A 22,558-nucleotide genomic window follows, 5' to 3' on the forward strand; every position below is an offset into this window, starting at 1 on the left:
GGCTTTTAAGGGTTGGATACAAATACAGAATTCATTTTACCAATCATATCCAGCGCATGACCAGAACCACGAGCAACACATGTCAGTGGATCTTCAGCTATCATTACTGGTAGGCCGGTTTCTTCTGACAGAAGGCGATCCAGCCCTTTTAACAATGCTCCTCCTCCAGTAAGCACCAAACCACGGTCGGCAATATCTGCCCCCAGTTCCGGTGGCGTCTGTTCCAGTGCGTTTTTAACAGCCTGTACGATCTGATTCAATGGTTCAGTCAGTGCTTCTAATACCTCATTCGAACTGATTGTAAAGGCACGGGGGATACCCTCAGCCAGATTGCGCCCCTTCACTTCAATCTCTTTAACTTCCATGCCCGGGAAGGCGGAACCAATATTTTTCTTGATTTCTTCAGCAGTTGATTCGCCAATCAACATACCGTAATTGCGACGAACATAGTTGATGATCGCATCATCAAACGCATCTCCGCCAACACGGATTGAATGAGAATAAACCACACCAGACAAAGAAATTACACCTACTTCGGTTGTACCTCCACCAATGTCAACTACCATAGAACCGGTTGGTTCTTCAATCGGCAAACCAGCACCAATAGCTGCGGCCATAGGTTCTTCAATTAGATTAACAATTGAAGCTCCGGCAGCCAGAGCAGAGTCACGAATGGCTTTGCGCTCAACCTGAGTTGAACCGCATGGAACACAGATAACAATACGAGGTGCAGTAAAGCGGCTATTGTTTACTTTTTTGATAAATTGCTTAAGCATTTTTTCAGTAACATTAAAGTCAGCGATTACACCATCTTTCATCGGCCGGATTGCCTGAATACTGCCTGGGGTACGTCCCAGCATTTTTTTTGCTGCTGTACCTACAGCCAGCATACCATTTTTCGCATTTATGGTATCGTTTTGCACAGCAACAACCGACGGCTCATTAAGTACAATTCCCTTATTTTTAATAAAAATCAAAGTATTAGCTGTACCTAGATCAATAGCCAGATCATTGGATAAATATTTTGTAAAGAAGCGAAACATGAGACTGTCCTAATGAACTTTAAAATTATAAGTATGGCAAAAGCTATTGTGTGACACATTACTTAAAGCAAATCAATGCGCCAAAGAATAGGGTTTTCGGTTATAATCTGACACTATGTAATAACCAAATCAGAACGCGCAATGATACCGCAGTTTGCCCGTTTTGCTAAATCAAATTTAAGGATTTTTTGATGGCTTTAACATTAAGTGATGTAGATAAGCTCGCACGCCTCTCTCGCTTGAGTCTTTCAGAAACCGAGCGAAATAACATGTTGGTAGAACTTAATCATGTATTTGAGCTGGTGGAAAAAATGCAGGAAGTCAATACAGACGGGGTTGAACCGATGGCGCATCCGCATGAACTGGCACTACGTTTACGTGAAGACAGTGTTACCGAAAAAGATCAGCACTATGCATTACAGTCATGTGCCCCACTAGTAGACAGAGATCTGTACCTCGTCCCTAAGGTTATAGAGTAAGCCCATATTTTATTACATTAACCTTACATTACTCCGATTGAATTCATTGCAGGCAACCTCAAGCAAGTGTTACCTGAAAGCTATATAATCTTATGCCGAAAAATTATACATTAAAACAGTGCAGTGATTTACTGCAATCAAAACAGGCTTCCGCCAGCGAATTGGCGCAAGAATATCTGGCAGCAATTGCACAGGACAATGCCGGCCTAAATGCATTTGTAACATTGGATAAAGATCGTACCATTGCTGAAGCCAAAGCTGCTGATAACCTTATTCAACAAGGCTTAGCTACACCCTTAACAGGTGTACCTATAGCTTATAAAGATATCTTTTGCCAGCAAGGTTGGCGCAGTGCCTGTTGCAGCAAAATGCTGGACAATTTTATTGCCCCCTATACAGCTACTGTTGTGCAAAATCTGCTTGATGCAGGCATGGTTACCCTTGGGCGAACCAATATGGATGAATTTGCCATGGGTTCAACTACTGAGTCTTCCCACTATGGCATTACCCGTAATCCATGGCAGCATGAACATGTACCGGGTGGTTCTTCCGGCGGTTCTGCAGCAGTTATTGCTGCACGTCTAGCTCCGGCAGCACTGGGATCAGATACCGGCGGTTCTATCCGTCAGCCAGCATCTCATTGTGGTATCACTGGCCTGAAACCAACGTATGGCGTAGTCAGTCGTTTTGGCATGATTGCTTATGCTTCCAGCTTTGATCAGGCTGGGCCAATGGCACAGACGGCTGAAGACTGTGCTCTGTTACTGAACAGCATGGCAGGCTTTGATGAATATGACTCAACCAGTATTGAGCGTGATAAAGAAGACTATACACGAGATTTAAACCGTCCGTTACAAGGACTGAGGGTGGGCTTGCCTCGTGAATTTTTTGGAGAGGGGCTTGATACTCAGGTTCATGCATCTATCGATAATGTTTTAGAATTACTGAAAAAACAAGGGGCAGAAATTGTCGATGTCACCTTGCCTCATACTGAATTATCCATACCTGCCTATTACGTACTTGCATCAGCTGAAGCCAGTACCAATTTGTCTCGTTATGATGGTGTCCGTTATGGTCATCGCGCGACTGAATTTAGCAATCTGGATGAAATGTATAGTAACAGTCGCGCAGAAGGTTTTGGCGACGAGGTGAAACGCCGGATCATGATTGGAACTTATGTTTTATCTCATGGTTACTATGATGCCTACTACCTAAAAGCACAAAAATTACGCCGGATGGTCGCAAATGATTTTCAGACTGTACTACATCAGTGCGATATCATTCTTGCACCTGTTGCACCTACTGCGGCACCTGCATTAGCAAGTCATAATAATGATCCAGTACAAATGTATTTATCCGATATATATACTGTTTCACTTAATTTAGCTGGTTTGCCTGGTATCGCAATACCTGCTGGCTTCACTTCCAGCGGGCTGCCAGTAGGTGTTCAACTTATTGGTAATTACTTTGCAGAGAGCCGTTTGCTTGGTGTTGCACATCAGATTCAGCAACATAGTGACTGGCATACCAGAACACCATTTGAACATTAACTGCCAGTATACGAATTGAAAGAAGACAGAATGAATTGGGAAACTGTAATTGGTCTGGAAATCCACGTTCAGTTGAATACACAGTCAAAAATTTTTAGTGGTTCATCAACTGCATTTGGTGCTGCTCCTAATGCTCAGGCAAATGTCGTGGACTGTGCTTTGCCTGGTGCCTTACCAGTAATGAATCGTGAAGTAGTTAATAAAGCCATTAAACTTGGGCTGGCATTAGGTGCCACGATTAACCGGAAAAATGTTTTTGATCGCAAAAACTACTTTTATCCTGATTTACCCAAGGGATATCAAATTAGCCAGTTGGAGCTGCCTATTGTAGAGCATGGTCAGCTGGAAATTGTAGTAGGTAACGAAGTAAAAACCATTAACGTAACCAGAGCACACATGGAAGAAGATGCCGGTAAATCTATTCATGATGAATTTGAACAATTTACAGGTATTGACCTGAATCGTGCCGGCACACCTTTGCTTGAAGTAGTATCCGAACCAGAAATGCGTTCAGCTGCTGATGCTGTTGCATATGCCCGGGCAATGCATAGTCTGGTAACGTGGCTGGACATTTGTGACGGGAATATGGCAGAAGGTTCTTTCCGAATTGATGCCAACGTTTCAGTGCGCCCGAAAGGTCAGACAGAGTTTGGCACCCGTTGTGAAATTAAAAACCTAAACTCATTCCGTTTTCTGGAACAGGCGATTAATTATGAAGTGGGGCGGCAAATTGAATTGATTGAGGACGGTAGTAAAGTTATCCAGCAAACCCGCCTTTTTGATCCGAATAAAGGTGAAACCCGAGCCATGCGCAGCAAAGAAGATGCACATGACTATCGTTATTTCCCCGACCCAGATTTATTGCCAGTAATAATTACCGATGCCATGCTGGATGCTGCTAAAGCAGCCATGCCGGAGTTGCCAAAAGAAATGGCTAGCCGATTTATCGAACAGTATGGTATTTCTGACTATGATGCACGGTTGCTAACCAGTAATCACATTCAGGCCGACTGGTTTGAACAGGCAGCTAAATTAAGCGGGCATGGCAAGCTAGTTGCTAACTGGATGTTGGGAGAACTTGCTGCTGCACTGAACAAAGCCGGTGTAGATATCTCAGCCAGCCCAATCAGTGCCGAACGTCTGGCCGGTTTGATAAGCCGGATTGCAGACAATACCTTAAGTAACAAACTGGCTAAACAGGTTTTTGAAACCATGTGGGACAGTGATCTTACTGCAGATGCTATTATTGAACGTGATGGCCTCAAACAGATGACTGATACTGGCGCAATTGAGAAAATTATTGATGAAGTACTTGCCGCTAACCAGAAATCTGTAGAAGAATTCAAATCTGGGAAAGAGAAAGCATTTAATGCTTTAGTTGGACAAGTCATGAAAGCTTCACGTGGTAAAGCTAACCCACAACAGGTTCAATCTCTACTGCGCAGCAAACTGGCCTGAGCTTTATAAGGATCAAATATGAAAAACTGGCTGGTATTGATTATCTTATTCGGATTAACTAGCTGTGGCTTTCATCTGAAAGGCACTTCTGCATTTGATGCCCCAATGCCGTATCATAGCTGGAAAATTGATGGCGGTAGTATGCAACGAGCACTGGAAGTCGCACTGCGACGACAGCCAGATATTGTTGTGGATGCCGAAAAGCCGGAAGTGGTGATAAAAGTCATTTCAGCTACTCAGAATTCGTCTACATCAGCAGTGGACTTGTCTGGTGGAACCAGCGAATACATGTTGTCACTAAATGTCAGTGTGCAAGCCTATCGTCATGATAAGCCACTGGGGGATCCAATTCAGGTAACTGTAAATCGCTATATGGATTATTCTGATCACGAAGTCTTGGCTAAGGAAGATGAACAGCGCATGATCTGGCGTGATATGCGCACAGATGCGGCTGAGCAAATTGTACGCCGTCTGGCTTTTCTGCCCGTAATGACTACCGACGAATGAGCGGCTTATCTATCCAGCCTTTAGCCACAGCCTATTTGATTCATGGTGAAGAAGATCTGCTGCGGCTAGAGGCTATAGACAACATTCGTATAGCAGCACGCGAACAGCACTACGACGAGCGAGAAACTGTAGTTGTAGAGACTGGTTTCGACTGGTCATCTCTGCTGGCTTCGATACAATCTGTTGGCTTATTTGCGGATAAAAAATTATTGGAAATACATATACCCTCAGGTAAACCTGGTAAAGAGGGTGCAGCCGTACTACAACATCTGGCAGAACAATTGCCGGAAAATACCTGCCTGCTTCTAATACTACCTAAACTAGAACGTCTGCAAATTCAAAGTAAATGGTTTTCGAGCTGGGCCAAAGTTGCTCGTGTATTGGAAGCAAAAGCAGTCAGTCAAACCGCTTTACCTCAATGGATCAGGAGCCGTCTTGCTGATGTTAAGTTGGCCATCGACAATGATGCTCTGGAGTTATTTGCAGAAAAAGTGGAGGGCAATCTTTTAGCAGCGCGACAGGAAATTGATAAACTAGCTCTTATTCATTCAGCAGGCCATGTCGTTACCTTAACCGAAGCGCAGACAGCAGTGGCCAATGTGGCACGTTTCGATGTTTTTCAGTTATCAACAGCTTGGATGAGTGGGGACTCAGTGCGCATGTTACGCCTACTTGATGGTTTAGCAGCAGAGGGCAATGAACCCGTATTATTATTGTGGGTTATTAGCGAAGATATACGTATCCTGTTGCGTTTACTTGCTGCATTAAAGCAGGGTAAAGCGATCAGTGAATTACGCCACAGTCTACGTTTATGGGGCGACAGGCAAACACTGGCGCCGCAGGCAGCAAGACGCATCGGAGTTAAACGTCTACTCAGTGCTTTACAGACATGTGCGCAGATCGACCGGCAAATTAAAGGTGTTGAAGACGGCGACGCATGGACAGAAATTAAACATTTATTTTTATCTTTGGCAGCTTAAATAGTATGCAGACAACTTCATCATATAAGCTATTAATGTGACAAAAAATGAAAACAGTTGAAAAAAGCGTTTTGGTACTACACAGTGCCGAACACATATTCGATCTAGTCAACACAGTAGAAGATTATCCAAAGTTTTTACCTTGGTGCAATCGCACCGATATCTTAAAACGGGATGAGCAATTTCTGGAAGCTGTTTTGCACATGGACTACATGAAAATCCGTCAGTCATTTGCTACCAGAAACATCAATCACAGACCAAATCAAATTCAGATGAGCTTACTTAATGGCCCTTTTCGCAAATTGGAAGGCATCTGGCAATTTACCCCTATCGACAATCTGGGCTGTAAAATTGATTTCAAACTAGAATATGAATTTTCAAACGCCGTACTTTCTGCGCTTATTGGTCCGGTGTTCAATCACATTGCCACCACACTAGTTGATGCCTTTATTCAGGAAGCAGACAGGCGTTATGATGACTGAGATTAATATAGAAATCGTATATGCTACAGCTGAACATCAGCATCTCTGGCAGAGTAGAGTTCCTGCAGGGACTTGTGTACGTCAGGCTTTGCTGCAATCAGACTTACCTCAACGATTTCCGCTAACTGACTTTCATACAGCACCTATTGGTATATTTGGTAAAAAAGTTAAAGATAATTATATGTTGTGCGACTGGGATCGCATAGAAGTGTATCGGCCATTACTTATCGATCCAAAAGAAAACCGACGGCGACGAGCACTACAGAAAGACTAGTTTCTTTTTAAAATTCATTCAGCTTGCAATATAACTGAGGATCACACATGTCTCATCTCCGGCTCATAGTAGGTCTGGGCAACCCAGGCTCAGAATATGAACATACACGCCATAATATAGGTTTTGATTTTATAGACGAACTGGCCAAATTATGGAAAACCAGTTTAAAAGAAGAAAAAAAATTTTTTGGACAGGTAGCACGAGTTAACCTGAATGAAGGTGAAGTCTGGCTCCTTAAACCACTAACATTTATGAATAAGTCAGGCACTGCTGTGCAAGCACTGGCTAAGTTCTACAAAATACTACCTGAAGAGATTCTGATAATTCATGATGAACTGGATATTCCATGTGGGCAGGTAAGATTCAAAAAAGGCGGGAGTAACGGCGGTCATAATGGTTTAAAAGATATACAGGCCTGGCTGGGTACAGCAGAATTTTATCGGCTGCGCCTAGGAATTGGTCATCCCGGAGACAAAAATCTAGTTATCCATTATGTGTTGCATAAGCCTCAAGCACAGGAACAAAGTTTAATAACTGAGGCCATGCAAAAATCTCTGGCAGCTATACCTCAAATGCTAAAAGGTGGATATAGTAGCGTACAGCAGCAACTGCATAGCAAATAAACCCAGAAAGTTCATGTCATGAAATATCGTGATTTACGTGAATTCATTGCGGCACTAGAGCAGCAACAACTTTTAAAACGGATTCATGTGCCAGTATCTCCCCATTTGGAAATAACAGAAATTGCTGATCGTGTATTGCATAAGCAAGGACCGGCATTATTGTTTGAACGGACAGTCAATCAAGCAGGAAAACCATATCATTTTCCAGTTTTAGCTAATCTGTTCGGCACACCTGAACGTGTGGCAATGGGGATGGGCGCAGATAGTATTAGTCAATTACGGGAAATAGGCAAAACTTTGGCTTACCTGAAAGAACCGGAACCCCCAAAAGGTATCAAAGACGCATTTTCCAAATTGCCATTACTCAAAGACTTATGGAGCATGGCTCCGCATATTATAAAAAAGGCACCTTGTCAGCAAATCATTCTTGAAGGCGAGAATGTTGATTTAACACAACTTCCTATTCAGAAATGCTGGCCAGAAGATGAAGCACCACTGATAACGTGGGGATTAACTGTTACACGTGGGCCAGAAAAAAAACGCCAGAATCTGGGGATTTACCGTCAGCAGTTACTGAGTAAAAATAAATTAATTATGCGCTGGCTGGCTCATCGAGGTGGCGCTTTGGATTTTCAGGCGTTTAAACAGAAATATCCCGGTAAGCCTTATCCAGTCTCAGTCGTATTGGGCTGTGATCCGGCAACCATATTAGGCGCAGTGACCCCTGTACCGGACAGCCTGAGCGAATACCAGTTTGCAGGCTTATTACGTGGTTCACGTACCGAACTGGTAAAATGTATTGGCAATGATTTGCACGTTCCTGCCAGAGCGGAAATTATACTGGAAGGGTTTATACAGCCAGAAGAAATGGCACTTGAGGGCCCTTATGGAGATCATACCGGTTATTACAACGAGCAGGATTACTTTCCGGTATTCACAGTTGAACGCATTACCATGCGAGAAAATGCCATTTATCACAGTACTTATACTGGTAAACCACCGGATGAACCGGCAGTATTGGGAGTGGCACTAAATGAAGTATTTATTCCCTTACTGCAAAAACAATTTCCAGAAATAATTGATTTTTATCTGCCTCCCGAAGGGTGCTCTTATCGCATGGCTATTGTCAGTATCAAAAAACAATATGCAGGGCACGCCAAAAGGATAATGATGGGTTGCTGGAGCTATCTGCGCCAGTTTATGTATACCAAGTACATTATCGTCGTGGATAATGACATAAATATACGAGATTGGAAAGAAGTTATCTGGGCTATTACCACACGTATGGATCCAGTGCGAGATACAACTTTAATCAATCATACCCCGATTGATTATCTGGATTTTGCTAGCCCTATCAGCGGACTTGGCGGCAAAATGGGACTAGATGCAACCAACAAATGGCCAGGAGAAACAAATCGAGAATGGGGTAAAGTAATTTATAAAGATGCCGCAACCATAGCCAAAGTTGATGCCTTATGGCAGGATTTAGGTTTATAAATTTATACAGGCAATATGCAGTGTTTCAGCTCAATAACCCGCACTAAATATACACATGAACAGCAAATATATTAATCTTGCCTGTAACTTATGCCTCAAATTGTGCATACTGTGTATATTAAACGCCTGTCAAACCTTGCCATCACTGGAAGGGCGCAGCATAGAAACTCATATAGCTGCCGATATTCCATCTTCCCTAGCTTACGCAAATGCTTCTTTAGTTAACCAGCATCCAGGATTATCTGGTCTCTATCCTCTAGATGATGGCTATGAAGCATTTGCAGCACGATTGGCTTTGATTCGTGCCGCAGAACACAGTTTAGACGTACAGTATTACATCTGGCGAAATGACACATCCGGCCAGTTACTTTTCCATGAACTTGTTTTAGCCGCTCAACGAGGTGTACATATCCGTTTACTGCTGGATGATAACAATACCGTTGGTCTGGATAAAGTATTAACTGCCCTTAATCAAGAACCCAATATCCAGATACGATTATTCAATCCATTTATGCACCGACATTGGCGAGCATTAAGTTACCTAACAGATTTTGCCCGTTTAAATCGGCGTATGCATAACAAATCAATCACAGCCGATAACCAGATAACGATTCTTGGCGGACGGAATATCGGCGATGAATATTTTGATATGGGTAAAGGTACATTGTTTGTCGATCTGGATATACTGACCATAGGGCCAATCGTCAATCAGGTATCTAATAATTTCGATCGCTATTGGAACAGTGCTTCAGCGTATGATTTCAGCAAAATCGTTCACCGTCGTAACAAACTACAAGCCAGCACACCTGTATTTAAGCGCCGAAGTTTTAATTACTTGCGAGCTGATAGCTATGATAACGCCTACAACCGCGACAATTTTATAAACCGATTACTAGACGGCTCACTCAATTACCAGTGGGCACATCTGATTCTAGTAAGCGACAATCCAGATAAAGCTTTGCCCAAAGGCAAAAATCAATCAGACGTCGACCAGCCTGCCGACAGCCTTTTAGTTGCATCAGAAACCGTACAATCACCAGTATTCAAATATAAAAAAGCCAGTTTAACCCTGAACGAACTTATTGCATCTGTAGTAGAACCACAAAAAGATTTACTAATTATCACACCTTATTTTGTGCCAACACAAACAGGTTTGGAATATTTATTCAAACTCAGAGAAGAAGGCGTAAGAGTGCGCATTCTTACCAACTCACTGGCTGCAACTGACGTACCGGCCGTGCACTCAGGTTATGTACATTACCGTATTCCACTATTAAAAGAGGGTGTTGAGATTTATGAGCTTAAAAATCAGGGATTCTTAAAAGGACCACGTGATCGGGCTTTCACAGGTAATTCCGAATCTAGCCTGCATGCAAAAACCTTTACCATAGACGGGCAGCAGCTCTACATCGGTTCCCTTAATTTTGATCCGCGCTCAGCCCGGCTTAATACAGAAATGGGTGTAGTTATCCAGTCACCCGAGATGGCAAAATTCATGAATCAGGCCATCAACGAAGCCTTGCCGGATGTAACCTATCAGGTAAAACTTTCAGCACAGGGTAAACTCGAGTGGTTGAAAACCAACGACAAAAATCAAACCAAGGTTTATCATCATGAACCCGATACCAGTATTTGGCAGCGCGTATGGGTCAAATTGCTTTCGTGGCTTCCACTAGAAAGCTTACTCTGAAACAGCAGACAACAAACTGGTTCTACACAAATCATACTACCTAAGAAGGCATAACCAATGCTGCTATTTATTGATAATTATGATAGTTTTACCTATAACATCGTACAATACCTTGGTCAGCTAGGAGAAGAAATAATTGTTAAAAATAATGATGAAATTACTTTGCAAGATATAAGTGTTCTGGCTCCAGAAAAAATTGTAATCGGTCCGGGACCTTGCACCCCAAAAGAAGCAGGTATCTCAGTAGCAGCCATTAAACACTTTGGCGGCAAAGTACCTATTCTTGGAATTTGTCTGGGACATCAAAGTATTGGATATGCTTTCGGTGCTAATATTGTACGTGCTAAACATGTTATGCATGGTAAAATTTCACCGGTTTACCATCACAATAACTCCGTTTTTGCCAACTTACCCAACCCTGTAAACTGTACCCGCTATCATAGTCTGGTTATCAACAAAGAAACATTACCGGATTGTCTCGAAATCACAGCCTGGACTGATGATAATGAAATTATGGGCATCAGACATAAGACTCAGGCCATCGAAGGCGTTCAGTTTCATCCCGAGGGACTACTCACCGAAAATGGCTATGAAATGTTGCATAATTTTCTGCAACAACACCAAAATGATAGCAGCAGTAAAACCATTTAACAGACTAGTTACGCTTAGAAAGAATTAATATGATCACGCCGCAACAGGCACTTAACCGTCTTCTGGACAATAACGAATTGTTCTATGATGAAATGACCGATTTAATGCGCCAGATTATGAATGGAGAAGTGGCGCCAGAAATCATTGCTGCCATCCTTATTGGCTTACGTGTTAAAGTAGAAAGTGTATCGGAAATTGCGGCAGCAGCCACAGTAATGCGCGAATTTGCAACAAAAGTTCCAGTGCAGCAGCGTGAGAACCTAGTGGATATTGTCGGTACCGGTGGTGATAATGCACATACATTCAATATTTCCACCACCAGCATGTTTGTAGTGGCTGCGGCGGGAGCCAAAGTAGCAAAACATGGCGGGCGTTCTGTATCATCATCCAGTGGTTCAGCCGACATAATAGAAGCCATGGGTGCTGCACTCGAATTAACACCCGAGCAAGTGGGAGAGTGCATTGACATATTAGGGGTTGGATTCATGTATGCACCCAACCATCACAACAGCATGCGCTATGTTGCTCCTGTACGTCGTGCACTAGGCGTACGTACAGTATTTAATATTTTAGGGCCATTAACCAACCCAGCTATGGCTTGCAATCAAGTATTAGGAGTATTTCATATTGACTTAGTAGGCATATTATCACGAGTATTAAAACAACTTGGTAGCAAACACGTTTTAGTAGTCCATGGTAGTGACGGTCTGGATGAAATAACGCTTACTGGTTCAACTCGCGTAGCCGAGCTGAAAAATGGCACCATAATGGAATACGATATTCATCCAGCACAATTTGACATGCCTGTTATTGAAGATCTGAAACCCTTAAAAGTTGCCAATAGCGCAGAATCTCTGCATATTATGAATGCAGTACTAAATGGCGAAAAAGGACCATGCCGTGACATAGTAGTACTCAATGCTGCCGCAGCAATTTACGCAGCTGATATCACTTCCTCATTAGAAGAGGGCGTTGATTTAGCGATTACTGCCATTGATTCAGGTAAGGCCAAAGCCAAACAAACTGAATTTATCCTGAAAACACAACAGCTGGCTACACAACTAAATTTCTCAAGCCAGTTTGCCAAATAAGAGGTAATCCTCCATTACAGCCACTAATCGTTTACAATAACGGCTATAACCTGTCACTAAATAAATAATTATCATGCTAGACATTCAACTACTCCGTCAAGACATCAGCAGTATTGCCCAAAGATTACAGACCCGTGGCTACGCACTGGATACTGTGGCTTTTTCTCGGCTGGAACAGCAGCGTAAACAATTACAGATGCGCACAGAAGAATTACAGGCCAAGCGCAACAACCTGTCCAAACAGATTGGCGCACTAAAAGGACAGGGCAAACATGATGAGGCCAACAATGTAATGATTGAAGTTGCTCAGATTAAAACAGAGCTTGAAAAAACCGATCAACAATATCAAAGCATACAGAACCAGATAAACAACTTAATCCTGACTATCCCAAATCTGCCGCATAGCGAAGTACCCGTAGGTAAAGATGAAAACGACAACGTTGAAGTCCGTCGGGTTGGCACACCACGGCATTTTGATTTTCAGGTTAAAGACCATGTCGATTTAGGTGAACCATTGGGATTGGACTTCAAAAGCGCATCAGAACTGTCTGGTGCCCGATTTGCATTGATGCGCGGGCCAATAGCGCGACTGCATCGGGCATTAGCGCAATTTATGCTTGATACCCATACACAGCAACATGGCTATACCGAGCATTACACGCCCTACATTGTCAACCCAGAAATCTTAGTAGGTACAGGGCAATTACCGAAATTCGCTGAAGACATGTATAAAGTCAGCAGTGGCGACAAAGAAAACACACAAGAACAATATTTGATTTCAACCGCAGAAATCACCCTAACCAACACCGTGCGAGAACGCATTCTGAGCAAAGATGAGTTACCCAAAAAATTAACCGCACATTCACCTTGCTTTCGTTCTGAAGCCGGATCATATGGTAAAGATACCCGGGGACTGATTAGACAGCATCAGTTTGATAAAGTAGAAATGGTGCAAATTCAGCGTCCCGAAAATTCTTATGCAGCACTGGAAGAAATGGTTGGCCATGCAGAAAAAATTCTGCAACTTCTGGAATTACCCTATCGGGTAATCGTATTATGTACAGGTGATATGGGATTCAGCGCGGCCAAAACCTATGATCTAGAAGTATGGATACCGGCGCAAAACACCTATCGTGAAATTTCCAGCTGTTCAAACTGCGAAGACTTTCAGGCACGCCGCATGCAGGCGCGCTTCAAAGACAGTGATGGCAAAAACCAGTTAGTGCATACATTAAATGGCTCTGGTTTAGCCGTAGGCAGAGCATTGGTTGCCGTATTGGAAAACCATCAGAATGAGAATGGAAGCATCAACATTCCTTCAGCATTACAGCCTTATCTGGGTGGCCAAAGTGTATTAAAGGCCTAACCCCAAGATAAAATAGAGAAGGGCAATATCTCTAAATCGCAGCGATAGATATTGCCTTCCAATGTAAAGACGCGTATAATTATCTACATAATTCGGGTCGTTAGCTCAGTTGGTAGAGCAGTGGACTCTTAATCCATTTGTCCAGGGTTCGATCCCCTGACGACCCACCATAAATTATTACATTATATTCAATGCTTTATCCAGCTATTTCGATGTTAATGAATAGTCCATTGGTTTGCTGGTTTTGACATTTTTTTGACATGTATCTGTCATGAGATTGTCAATTTTTGCTGCTTGTGTGTGCAAATTTTCATTGTCCAGATGATCGTACCTTTGCACCATTTCTAACAATTGCCAGCTTCCAATTTCTTTATATATCCAAACTGACAGCTAACAAGTTTACCAGAACTCAACTATTATGCTAATTGGTGATAAAAAATCTGAAGCCAAAATCAAAGAGCTAAATAGTTATAAAATTTAGCATTAATGAAAAAGCCAAGTCTGACATGATTTGGCTTTTTATAATTTTAGCCATTAAATTTCTAATAAAATATGGGCAAACAAAAAGCCATTGTTTACAATATGGTCACTTAAACTCAAATGCAGGACATTTAATTATGGCAGATTTTAATCAGATTTTGGATGCCGGAGATGTAGGCGGCGGTATTATCAATGTAGTGGTCGAAATTCCGGCAGGATCCAACCACAAAATAGAGTGGGATCGCAAGCTAGGTGCAATGAAGCTTGATCGCGTAGAACCCATTATTTTTGCTAAACCAACTAACTATGGCTTTATCCCGCAAACACTAGACGAAGATGGCGATGAGCTGGATGCATTAATTCTTACCGATCAACCCTTAAGCACTGGTATCTTTTTAGAAGCACGGATTATTGGTGTAATGAAATTTGTGGATGATGGAGAGGTCGATGACAAAGTTGTTGTAGTCCCAGCAGATGATCGCAACAATGGTAATGCCATTAAAACATTAGCAGATTTACCAACACAATTGATCAAACAGATTGAATTCCACTTCAATCACTACAAAGATCTGAAAAAAGCTGGCACCACCCAAGTAACACACTGGGGTGACATCGAAGAAGCTAAAAAAGTTATTCGTGAATCTCAGCAGCGTTGGCAACAGCAATAAAATAAAAAACAATATTTAGGTAGCTATAACCTGTAAAATATTTATAAACAGGAAAAAGCTCTAAATGAGCTGCGGAATTTTTATACTTTTGATATTGAAGTTTCGCAGCATATTTTAAAGGCAAAATCTGAACATAATATAAGGAAGTTTAAATTGGCGCTCTAAAATATATCCGCCCCTGTTTTGATAAAGCATGGGCAGCTTCAGAAATAATTTACAATCAAGCTGATAATCAAGAAGTTGGTGGCCAAGTTGCATATAATATATATCATCCAGACCCGCAACTAAGGTGGAATAACACTTGTGCAGTTCGCATAAGTTATATTTTGAATCAGTCTGGGTTCAGAATACCGTTTATACCGAAGCAAACAGTATCTGGAGGAGATAAGAAATTCAAGTATTTCTATCGAGTTAACCACCTTATCAATTTTTTGTATACAGAATTGGGTAAACTAGAAATTGTACGCTATCCGCCATCAAGAGGGGGAAAACCGAATTGGAAAAAAGGAATAATTTTATTTGAGGTTTCCGGCTGGTCTAATGCTACAGGTCACGCTACCTTATTCAACGGCTATAAGTGTTACGACAGTTGCTATTTTAATGAACCTGAATCAACTTATATCGCAGAACGGGCTAACTTTTGGAGACTGTTGTGAAAAATTTTTTAAGAATGCAAATCATATTCACTTGTTTATTTAGTATATTAGCATTCAGTTGCCATGCTTCAAACAATAATATCACATCACCAGAAGCGCCTAAACGAACAATTATTCAAAACTATAAAGACATGGTTTTAGCATTTTGTATAGCAGATGCCTATCATGATGATAAGTTAGCTGCAATAGACGCAGGAAGCAGTGTTAGTGCATTAGAGGAATGGACTTACTATGATTTGGAAGAAAGTACGAAAGCAATACAGAATTTAGTAGATACATATCTGTCACGAAATTACTTTAATTTACTTGTTGAAGCAGAGATAAAAGGGATTAAATTTGATTTTCTCAAATGTCTAGATCTTTATCATAGCAAAGATTTAAATAAGCTGGCTAAAAGAATGGTTGAATATCCACATGAGACTTACAAGAGTTCATTACATAACTATTATAGGGATTTGAATAGAAATAAATGAAAAATATTTTCAATCACACTGTAATCCTGAAAATTAAGATTTAGCGCTAAAAATGATTGAACATCCACAAGATACTTTTAGAAGTATAATTCGTAATTAATATAGAGATTTAAATAAAAAAACAATTAGTGAAAATGAACTAGAAACAAAATACATAACAACTCAAGCTAATTTCTGGGAGCTAAAATGAAAAAATTTAAAATGCAAATCTTGTGTAGTTGTTATTTCATTTTATTACCATTGGTTTGTAGTGCATCAAGCATTAACTCCATGACACCTGAAGCCGTAAACCGTACTTTTATTCAAAACTATAAGGATATGGTTTTAGGAAATTGTTTAGCGCAAGCCTATGGGGACATTGCTTCAATGGATCCGGGTAGTAGTGTAAGTGCGTTAATTGAATGGACTTATTACAACATGGACAAGAGCATAGATGAAGAAATTAGAATAATTGATTCTTATTTGTCACGTAATTACCTTAATCCATTGGCTGAAGCTGAGATAAAAGGCATTAAATTTGATTTTTTAAAGTGCTTAGATCTTTATCATAGTAAGGATTTAGATAAACTTGCAAAAAAAATGATTGAACATCCACAAGATACTTTTAGAAGCACAATTCGTAATTACTATAGGGATTTAAATAGAAAAAAATAATTTGTGAAAATCAACACATAGACAAGTAAACTAAAAAGTTAACAGTAGGAGAAGCCTGTCAATTATAAACTTGTATCATCTCTTAATTTTAATATTAAAATTTAACATAATATATATTATGCGAAATAAGCAAAGTTAAAAGCTGAGTTATTATTGCTATAATGAATTAGCCAGATTGCTTTTAATGAATATTGTTTTCCATGTTTTATATACTGACTTTACTAACAAATCCATAGTTTAAAATCACTAGCAATATTTTTTATCGTAAAATACAAACTAATTAAAGCTTTTGATATCTTCATCAGGCTAATTAGTTTAACGAGACTACCAAGCTAAATTAACATTTCTGGAATCAGCATGCAAAAAACATTATTACTGGTTGACGGCTCATCATATTTATATCGAGCATTCCATGCTTTAGCGCCATTGACCAGTCCAACTGGTATGCCTACAGGTGCATTATATGGTGTACTAAACATGTTAAGGCGTTTACGTCTGGATACACCGCACAATTATGCTTGTTGCGTATTTGATGCTAAGGGTGAAAATTTCCGGCATCAGCTTTTTCCTGAATATAAGGCTAACCGTCCACCAATGCCAGAAGATCTACGTCCGCAAGCTGAGGCTTTACCGGAATTAGTAAAGTTAATGGGTTGGCCTGTTTTATCCATCAATGGTGTAGAAGCAGATGATGTAATTGGCACGCTAGCCTGTTCTGCACAAAAATCCGGCTATCAGGTTATTATTTCAACCGGTGATAAAGACATGGCTCAGCTGGTTAATGATCAGATTACTCTAGTGAATACCATGAGTAATGAAAAGCTTGATAGTATTGGTGTTTTAGAAAAATTTGGGGTCAAACCTGAGCAAATAATTGATTACCTTAGTCTGATTGGAGACAAAGTCGATAATGTACCAGGTGTTGATAAATGTGGTCCCAAAACTGCGGTGAAATGGTTACAGGAATATGGTAATTTGCAAAAAATTATTGAGCATGCTAATGATATTAAAGGGAAAGTTGGTGAAAATCTACGTGTTGCATTACCAAATTTACCGTTATCTTATCAATTGATTACCATCAAAACAGATATTGATTTGCAGCAGGAATTGCCACATGGTCTTGAAGATCTCAAGCGGCATACACCTTCATGGGCTGAATTGATTCCGCATTTCGAGCAACTTGGTTTTAAAAACTGGTTAAAGGAAGCACAGACTCATTATCATGAGAATACAACTATCTCGCAGCCAGCGGATGACTTATTTGCCGAAATTGAAACGAATGAAGGTGCTGATAATAAAATTTTAACAAATACATCGGCAGCAGATTATTTAAAGAATATTCCTAAGCAATATTCAGCGATTACTACAGTCACACAACTGAATGAATTACAGAAACAATTAGAAATAGTAGATACCATTGCTCTGGACACAGAGACAGATAGTCTGGATGCGATGAATGCCAGTCTCGTTGGTATCAGTATTGCTTTGGAGCCAGGAAAAGCATTCTACATTCCTGTTGGTCACACCCCTACCGCAGTTAGTGAACAATTACCACTCGAAATGGTTCTGAATGTTCTCAAACCTTATTTAGAAGCTGATAAACCGGGCAAAATTGGCCAGAATATCAAATATGATCAACATATATTGGCAAATTATAGCATTAATTTAAAAGGTATTGCCGGTGACTCCATGCTGGCTTCTTATATTGTTGAAAGTCATCTGGGGCATGGTTTAGATGAATTGGCTCTACGGCATCTTGACTGGCAAACCATTCATTATGAAGATTTATGTGGTAAAGGAGCCAAACAAATCAGTTTTGCTGATGTAGCACTGGACGATGCCGTCAATTACGCTGCTGAAGATGCAGATGTATCTTTACGTCTTGAGATTTTACTTAGAGAACAGATGGATGAAGCTCAGCTTGAGCTTTACCATGAACTGGAAATTCCTGTTGAAAACATTTTATATATTATGGAGCGAACAGGAGTATTAATTGATCGCCAGGAACTGGCTCAGCAAAGTCATGAGCTTGGTACGCAGCTGGTTACGCTGGAGGAAGAAGCTTACCAACTGGCCGGGCAACCTTTTAATTTGAACTCCCCGAAACAACTGCAATCCATACTGTTTGAAAAAATGGCCATCCCTACTTCCGGCCTGAAAAAAACCGCATCAGGTGGTATTTCAACCAATGAAATAGTATTGGAAAAACTTGCAGCCGATTATCCCCTACCCAAACTTATTTTACAGACGCGCAGTCTGGCTAAACTTAAATCTACTTATACAGATAAATTACCTCAACTAATCAATCCCCACACCGGACGTGTACATACCACTTATGCTCAGGCTGTAGCCATTACTGGACGTCTTGCCAGTAATAATCCGAATTTGCAGAATATTCCCGTACGTACTGAAGAAGGACGGCGTATACGAAGAAGCTTTATTGCCCCGCCCGACCAACTCATAGTTTCAGCAGATTATTCTCAGATTGAGTTACGCATTATGGCTCATCTTTCCAATGATGCCACTTTGATTGATGCGTTTCAGAAAAATCAAGATATTCATAAGCGTACAGCAGCAGAAATTTTTGCAAGTAGTCAGGAGCTGATAACCGCGGAGCAACGTCGCTATGCCAAAACCATTAATTTTGGTTTAATTTATGGCATGAGTGAATATGGCTTGGCCAAATCTCTTGGGATCGAACTTCAGGCGGCTCAGCATTTCATTTCCCGCTATTTTAGCCGCTATCCGGGTGTTCATGAATACATGGAAAAAACCAAAGAACTGGCACTACAGCGCGGCTTTGTAGAAACACTTTTTGGCCGCCGCCTTTATTTACCAGACTTAAAAAGTAGCAACGGTGCAGTTCGCGCAGGCGCATTCAGAGCGGCAATCAATGCGCCAATGCAAGGTACTGCATCAGATTTGATTAAACGAGCCATGATAGCCGTACAAAGTTGGCTAGAGCAGAAAAAAATGCAAACTAAACTGATTATGCAAGTACATGATGAACTTGTATTACAAGTACCAAAATCTGAATTAGCAACCTTGCAGGCTCATTTACCGGGATTAATGTCTGGGGTAGCCCAGTTAAAAGTACCATTAATTGCCGACCTTGGAACTGGATATAACTGGGATGAGGCTCATTAAAATCTGGATTAAACTATTTTGAAATGGTTTTATTTACCAAAATACAAATGCAGTCTGATGGTATCAGGCTGCATTTTATAAATAAGTTTTTAAATCTAAAACAAGCATAAGCAATATTTTTTTAATAATTTGCATATGCAAGCATATCTTTTGGTAAATGTGGTTCAATGGATTTTATGAGTGGCCACTGTCGCACTCAACCTCTGATTTAAAATTTTTACTGTCTTCGATGATTTTAATCGTGAGGTATTAGGCATTGATATTGCGGTCAGTTTACCAGCTAGTAGAGTTATCTGTTATCTAGCTAACTGGCCAACTGAATTTTGTACCAACTTTTGGGGTAATTATAATTAGGTAATCACTATTTTATATCAGCTAGTTGTGCACGCATCGCTCTAATTTGTTTAGCATAGTCTTCATGTCCAAATATTGCAGATCCTGCTACAAATGTATCAGCACCTGCTGCTGCAACCTGAGCTATATTATCAACCTTGATGCCTCCATCAACTTCCAGACGAATGTATCTGTCGTTTTCTCTAGCATATTCATCTAATAATGTTCGAACCTGACTTATTTTTTTCAGGGTTGATGGAATAAAGCTTTGACCGCCAAAACCTGGATTAACTGACATTAACAATACCACATCAAGTTTGTCTATTACTTCTTCTAATACATAGATTGGAGTAGCCGGGTTCAATACCAGTCCAGCTTTACATCCTGCTGCATTTATCAGACTCAGGCTTCTGTCTATGTGCCGACTAGCTTCAGGATGAAAAGTAATGATATTAGCTCCGGCAGCTGCAAAAGCATTAATCATTTCGTCAACGGGTTCAACCATCAAATGTACATCAATTGGTACAGATGCATAGGGTTTTACAGCCCGACAAACCATAGGACCAAAAGTGAGATTCGGCACATAGTGATTATCCATTACATCAAAATGTATCCAGTCGGCACCACTATCAATTACAGAAGAAATTTCATTGCCCAGACAGGCTAAATTAGCCGATAAAATACTTGGTGCTATAATAAAATCTGATTTTATTAACTTATTCATATAAAAAGCCTTATAGTAAATAATACTATTTACGCAAGTTTACTACCATTATAGGTGCTTGACTGCTATTGAAGTATACTTTTAGCATTCTAGTTGAAATGAAAGGGAAAAACAAAATGGTAGTCCTAAGTTGGCAAAAATTAGTACGCTATTGGACTAGTTTTGTCATACTGGCATTTTCCTGCTCAACTTTTGCGTCTGGGCAAATTAATTGCGATATCCGCAAACTTGATTTAACTCAAATGCAAAAAACAAGACTTAGATTGATCAGAATACAATATAAGCGAAATCAAAATACAAATTTACAACACACTGCAAACAACAGACGTAAATATGAGCACTTAAATCAAATCCTAATGCAGCCTAGGTTTGACGAGACTGAAGCTAAACGCTATGTGTTGAATCATTACATGTCACGCCTACAACAGGATGTTGATGAATTAAAAGTTCAATATGAATTTTTACAGGTTTTAAATCATCAACAACGTAAAAACTGGATCAATAATTGTCTACGTTAATTATTAATTTTAATTGATATTAGTTGGATTCTTACAATCTTCTTTAATGATACATTTGTTAAATCTTTTTAAATTATAAGAATAAATTAATGTTTAAATATACAAATCTGTATTATCCTTTTGTGCATTTATTATTGTTAGATGCATCACTTATGCTACTAACACTTCTCATATCACAAATATAAATACCGATATTACTTCCCAACCATACTGATTTTTTTAAGCTACTATTTTGGGGCTCAGCATATAAGTAATAAGTTGAACAATCATCATCGCTTTTACATTTAACACCAAAGCTATATTTATTACTGCCGCTACCAACCTGTTGCGCTACAATACCACTTAAATCATTCTGAACAAGACTGCCATTAAATCGTTTCAATTTTTGTTCCGAAATTTTTTGACTCGCATTTGTCAATATAGTGCTTGCATCTGCTAAATTTGCTTTTTCGGTATAAGTTCTGTAACTAGGTATAGCAATAGCAGATAATATCCCGATAATAATGACTATAACCATTAACTCTACTAAAGTAAAACCATTGTTTAAAAGCTTGTTATTCATAAATGTAGATCTTTATATCTGTTTTAATATATTAATATTTTTCATACAGAGCAGCTTGTATATTTTCCTCAACTAAACTGGTTGTTGACTCATTACTCCCCCACCCTTTAGCGGTAATACGAAATAGATATATACCCGCGCCTGCTGTTTTATCCGGACCTAAATATTCTATAACATATCGATATTTCTTTCCGTCTCGAGTTTCTGATAAAGATGATTGAATAGATGGATCATTCTCTGTATCGGTAAATACATTCTGTCTCTTCCAGACTTCAGGCAAACTAGAACAATTTTCTACAGTTGCCAACTTACTATTGGCCTCTGATGGTTGTATATCATTGGCTGCACATAAGCCGTCTGTACAATTACAGGAAAATTTTTTTCTTGCACCTTCTGAAGTAATTACAGCAGGCCAGCCACTGATAAGCTCCTCAGCTGCCATTATTCCTAATTGCGCATTTTGAAGAGCAAATTGATGATCACTATCATTTGCGCTTGTACGTGAGTCCATTGAAGTACTCTGCATTGTAGCAACAACTAGAAAAGCAATAACAATCATCATAATCAGCACTAAAAAGAGTGCAAAGCCGGATTGCTTAATTGGTAAAGATTTATAATTAGTTTTCATGTTTGCCGCCATTAGTCTAGAACT

23 protein-coding genes and 1 tRNA gene are annotated in these 22,558 nt (G+C 40.1%); 20 read left to right on the plus strand and 4 right to left on the minus strand.

Translation table 11 applies throughout. The features are described 5' to 3' along the window. Nucleotides 1-5 precede the first annotated feature (5 nt). Nucleotides 6-1,043: a rod shape-determining protein gene (locus J6578_RS00345; RefSeq protein WP_037405504.1), complete on the minus strand. Its 1,038-nt coding sequence runs from the start codon at nt 1,041-1,043 to the stop codon at nt 6-8. A 191-nt stretch (nt 1,044-1,234) separates the two neighbouring features. Between J6578_RS00345 and gatC the strand changes: the two genes are divergently transcribed. From gatC to polA, 19 genes are all read left to right on the plus strand, one after another. Next, nucleotides 1,235-1,522: an Asp-tRNA(Asn)/Glu-tRNA(Gln) amidotransferase subunit GatC gene (gatC, locus tag J6578_RS00350; RefSeq protein WP_093090410.1), complete on the plus strand. Its 288-nt coding sequence runs from the start codon at nt 1,235-1,237 to the stop codon at nt 1,520-1,522. Nucleotides 1,523-1,614: 92 nt separating this feature from the next. Then, nucleotides 1,615-3,072 carry an Asp-tRNA(Asn)/Glu-tRNA(Gln) amidotransferase subunit GatA gene (gene gatA, locus J6578_RS00355; protein WP_287952691.1) on the plus strand — a complete coding sequence of 486 codons (1,458 nt, stop codon included), beginning with the start codon at nt 1,615-1,617 and terminating at the stop codon, nt 3,070-3,072. Between the two features lie 15 nt (nt 3,073-3,087). Continuing rightward, the gene (gatB, locus tag J6578_RS00360; protein WP_255356332.1) at nt 3,088-4,530 is read left to right on the plus strand and encodes an Asp-tRNA(Asn)/Glu-tRNA(Gln) amidotransferase subunit GatB; all 1,443 of its coding nucleotides are present in this window, start codon (nt 3,088-3,090) and stop codon (nt 4,528-4,530) included. An 18-nt stretch (nt 4,531-4,548) separates the two neighbouring features. After that, nucleotides 4,549-5,037, plus strand: a complete 489-nt coding sequence (locus J6578_RS00365; protein WP_093090417.1) for an LPS-assembly lipoprotein LptE — start codon at nt 4,549-4,551, stop codon at nt 5,035-5,037. Then, complete coding sequence (gene holA / locus J6578_RS00370) at nt 5,034-6,017, plus strand: DNA polymerase III subunit delta (RefSeq protein WP_287953597.1); 984 nt, start codon at nt 5,034-5,036, stop codon at nt 6,015-6,017. Before J6578_RS00365 ends, holA begins: the two co-directional genes overlap by 4 nt. Before the next feature lie 47 nt (nt 6,018-6,064). Next, nucleotides 6,065-6,499 carry a type II toxin-antitoxin system RatA family toxin gene (locus J6578_RS00375; RefSeq protein ID WP_037405516.1) on the plus strand — a complete coding sequence of 145 codons (435 nt, stop codon included), beginning with the start codon at nt 6,065-6,067 and terminating at the stop codon, nt 6,497-6,499. Beyond that, entirely contained in the window at nt 6,492-6,773 is a 282-nt protein-coding gene (locus J6578_RS00380) for an RnfH family protein (protein ID WP_037490891.1), read from the plus strand. The genes J6578_RS00375 and J6578_RS00380 overlap by 8 nt, the downstream gene beginning before the upstream one ends. Before the next feature lie 47 nt (nt 6,774-6,820). After that, a complete protein-coding gene (gene pth / locus J6578_RS00385) occupies nt 6,821-7,396 on the plus strand; it encodes an aminoacyl-tRNA hydrolase (protein WP_287953599.1) in 576 nt (191 codons plus the stop codon). Between the two features lie 18 nt (nt 7,397-7,414). After that, on the plus strand, nt 7,415-8,893 hold the full coding sequence (ubiD, locus tag J6578_RS00390) for a 4-hydroxy-3-polyprenylbenzoate decarboxylase (protein ID WP_287952694.1): 1,479 nt from the start codon (nt 7,415-7,417) through the stop codon (nt 8,891-8,893). Nucleotides 8,894-8,948: 55 nt separating this feature from the next. Further along, nucleotides 8,949-10,583: a phospholipase D family protein gene (locus tag J6578_RS00395; protein WP_287953600.1), complete on the plus strand. Its 1,635-nt coding sequence runs from the start codon at nt 8,949-8,951 to the stop codon at nt 10,581-10,583. Nucleotides 10,584-10,640: 57 nt separating this feature from the next. Beyond that, complete coding sequence (locus tag J6578_RS00400; RefSeq protein ID WP_287953602.1) at nt 10,641-11,234, plus strand: aminodeoxychorismate/anthranilate synthase component II; 594 nt, start codon at nt 10,641-10,643, stop codon at nt 11,232-11,234. Between the two features lie 29 nt (nt 11,235-11,263). After that, nucleotides 11,264-12,325 (plus strand): anthranilate phosphoribosyltransferase, encoded by a 1,062-nt coding sequence (trpD, locus tag J6578_RS00405; RefSeq protein ID WP_037405524.1) that lies wholly within the window; start codon nt 11,264-11,266, stop codon nt 12,323-12,325. A 73-nt stretch (nt 12,326-12,398) separates the two neighbouring features. Continuing rightward, nucleotides 12,399-13,691, plus strand: a complete 1,293-nt coding sequence (gene serS, locus J6578_RS00410) for a serine--tRNA ligase (protein WP_287953604.1) — start codon at nt 12,399-12,401, stop codon at nt 13,689-13,691. 94 nt (nt 13,692-13,785) lie between these two features. Beyond that, nucleotides 13,786-13,861: transfer RNA gene (locus J6578_RS00415), tRNA-Lys, on the plus strand. Nucleotides 13,862-14,308: 447 nt separating this feature from the next. Next, nucleotides 14,309-14,839, plus strand: a complete 531-nt coding sequence (locus tag J6578_RS00420) for an inorganic diphosphatase (RefSeq protein WP_287953606.1) — start codon at nt 14,309-14,311, stop codon at nt 14,837-14,839. Between the two features lie 263 nt (nt 14,840-15,102). Further along, nucleotides 15,103-15,495 carry a type VI secretion system amidase effector protein Tae4 gene (locus J6578_RS10270; protein ID WP_353846644.1) on the plus strand — a complete coding sequence of 131 codons (393 nt, stop codon included), beginning with the start codon at nt 15,103-15,105 and terminating at the stop codon, nt 15,493-15,495. After that, nucleotides 15,492-15,968: a type VI secretion system amidase immunity protein Tai4 gene (locus J6578_RS00425; protein ID WP_287953607.1), complete on the plus strand. Its 477-nt coding sequence runs from the start codon at nt 15,492-15,494 to the stop codon at nt 15,966-15,968. Before J6578_RS10270 ends, J6578_RS00425 begins: the two co-directional genes overlap by 4 nt. A 186-nt stretch (nt 15,969-16,154) precedes the next feature. Beyond that, on the plus strand, nt 16,155-16,622 hold the full coding sequence (locus tag J6578_RS00430; RefSeq protein WP_287953609.1) for a type VI secretion system amidase immunity protein Tai4: 468 nt from the start codon (nt 16,155-16,157) through the stop codon (nt 16,620-16,622). A 351-nt stretch (nt 16,623-16,973) separates the two neighbouring features. Continuing rightward, nucleotides 16,974-19,769, plus strand: a complete 2,796-nt coding sequence (gene polA, locus J6578_RS00435) for a DNA polymerase I (RefSeq protein ID WP_502957984.1) — start codon at nt 16,974-16,976, stop codon at nt 19,767-19,769. A 361-nt stretch (nt 19,770-20,130) separates the two neighbouring features. On the opposite strand, the gene rpe is transcribed toward polA, so the two are convergent. Next, the gene (gene rpe / locus J6578_RS00440) at nt 20,131-20,826 is read right to left on the minus strand and encodes a ribulose-phosphate 3-epimerase (RefSeq protein WP_239364822.1); all 696 of its coding nucleotides are present in this window, start codon (nt 20,824-20,826) and stop codon (nt 20,131-20,133) included. Between the two features lie 98 nt (nt 20,827-20,924). On the opposite strand from rpe, the gene J6578_RS00445 reads away from it, so the two are divergent. After that, entirely contained in the window at nt 20,925-21,344 is a 420-nt protein-coding gene (locus J6578_RS00445; RefSeq protein ID WP_093090445.1) for a Spy/CpxP family protein refolding chaperone, read from the plus strand. Nucleotides 21,345-21,456: 112 nt separating this feature from the next. On the opposite strand, the gene J6578_RS00450 is transcribed toward J6578_RS00445, so the two are convergent. Both J6578_RS00450 and J6578_RS00455 read right to left on the minus strand, forming a co-directional pair. Continuing rightward, complete coding sequence (locus J6578_RS00450) at nt 21,457-21,906, minus strand: type IV pilin protein (protein ID WP_287950945.1); 450 nt, start codon at nt 21,904-21,906, stop codon at nt 21,457-21,459. Between the two features lie 31 nt (nt 21,907-21,937). Continuing rightward, nucleotides 21,938-22,534 carry a pilus assembly PilX family protein gene (locus J6578_RS00455; protein ID WP_141683393.1) on the minus strand — a complete coding sequence of 199 codons (597 nt, stop codon included), beginning with the start codon at nt 22,532-22,534 and terminating at the stop codon, nt 21,938-21,940. Between the last annotated feature and the right edge of the window lie 24 nt (nt 22,535-22,558).

This window comes from Snodgrassella sp., assembly GCF_024103505.1.
GTDB lineage: Bacteria > Pseudomonadota > Gammaproteobacteria > Burkholderiales > Neisseriaceae > Snodgrassella > Snodgrassella communis.

Excerpts from the sequence above, each read along its gene's own strand:
- J6578_RS00345 (WP_037405504.1), bottom strand. The coding sequence starts at position 1,043 with ATGTTTCGCTTCTTTACAAAATATTTATCCAATGATCTGGCTATTGAT.
- gatC (WP_093090410.1), top strand. The coding sequence starts at position 1,235 with ATGGCTTTAACATTAAGTGATGTAGATAAGCTCGCACGCCTCTCTCGC.
- gatA (WP_287952691.1), top strand. The coding sequence starts at position 1,615 with ATGCCGAAAAATTATACATTAAAACAGTGCAGTGATTTACTGCAATCA.
- J6578_RS00365 (WP_093090417.1), top strand. The coding sequence starts at position 4,549 with ATGAAAAACTGGCTGGTATTGATTATCTTATTCGGATTAACTAGCTGT.
- holA (WP_287953597.1), top strand. The coding sequence starts at position 5,034 with ATGAGCGGCTTATCTATCCAGCCTTTAGCCACAGCCTATTTGATTCAT.
- J6578_RS00375 (WP_037405516.1), top strand. The coding sequence starts at position 6,065 with ATGAAAACAGTTGAAAAAAGCGTTTTGGTACTACACAGTGCCGAACAC.
- J6578_RS00380 (WP_037490891.1), top strand. The coding sequence starts at position 6,492 with ATGACTGAGATTAATATAGAAATCGTATATGCTACAGCTGAACATCAG.
- pth (WP_287953599.1), top strand. The coding sequence starts at position 6,821 with ATGTCTCATCTCCGGCTCATAGTAGGTCTGGGCAACCCAGGCTCAGAA.
- ubiD (WP_287952694.1), top strand. The coding sequence starts at position 7,415 with ATGAAATATCGTGATTTACGTGAATTCATTGCGGCACTAGAGCAGCAA.
- J6578_RS00395 (WP_287953600.1), top strand. The coding sequence starts at position 8,949 with ATGAACAGCAAATATATTAATCTTGCCTGTAACTTATGCCTCAAATTG.
- J6578_RS00400 (WP_287953602.1), top strand. The coding sequence starts at position 10,641 with ATGCTGCTATTTATTGATAATTATGATAGTTTTACCTATAACATCGTA.
- trpD (WP_037405524.1), top strand. The coding sequence starts at position 11,264 with ATGATCACGCCGCAACAGGCACTTAACCGTCTTCTGGACAATAACGAA.
- serS (WP_287953604.1), top strand. The coding sequence starts at position 12,399 with ATGCTAGACATTCAACTACTCCGTCAAGACATCAGCAGTATTGCCCAA.
- J6578_RS00420 (WP_287953606.1), top strand. The coding sequence starts at position 14,309 with ATGGCAGATTTTAATCAGATTTTGGATGCCGGAGATGTAGGCGGCGGT.
- J6578_RS00430 (WP_287953609.1), top strand. The coding sequence starts at position 16,155 with ATGAAAAAATTTAAAATGCAAATCTTGTGTAGTTGTTATTTCATTTTA.
- rpe (WP_239364822.1), bottom strand. The coding sequence starts at position 20,826 with ATGAATAAGTTAATAAAATCAGATTTTATTATAGCACCAAGTATTTTA.
- J6578_RS00445 (WP_093090445.1), top strand. The coding sequence starts at position 20,925 with ATGAAAGGGAAAAACAAAATGGTAGTCCTAAGTTGGCAAAAATTAGTA.
- J6578_RS00450 (WP_287950945.1), bottom strand. The coding sequence starts at position 21,906 with ATGAATAACAAGCTTTTAAACAATGGTTTTACTTTAGTAGAGTTAATG.
- J6578_RS00455 (WP_141683393.1), bottom strand. The coding sequence starts at position 22,534 with ATGAAAACTAATTATAAATCTTTACCAATTAAGCAATCCGGCTTTGCA.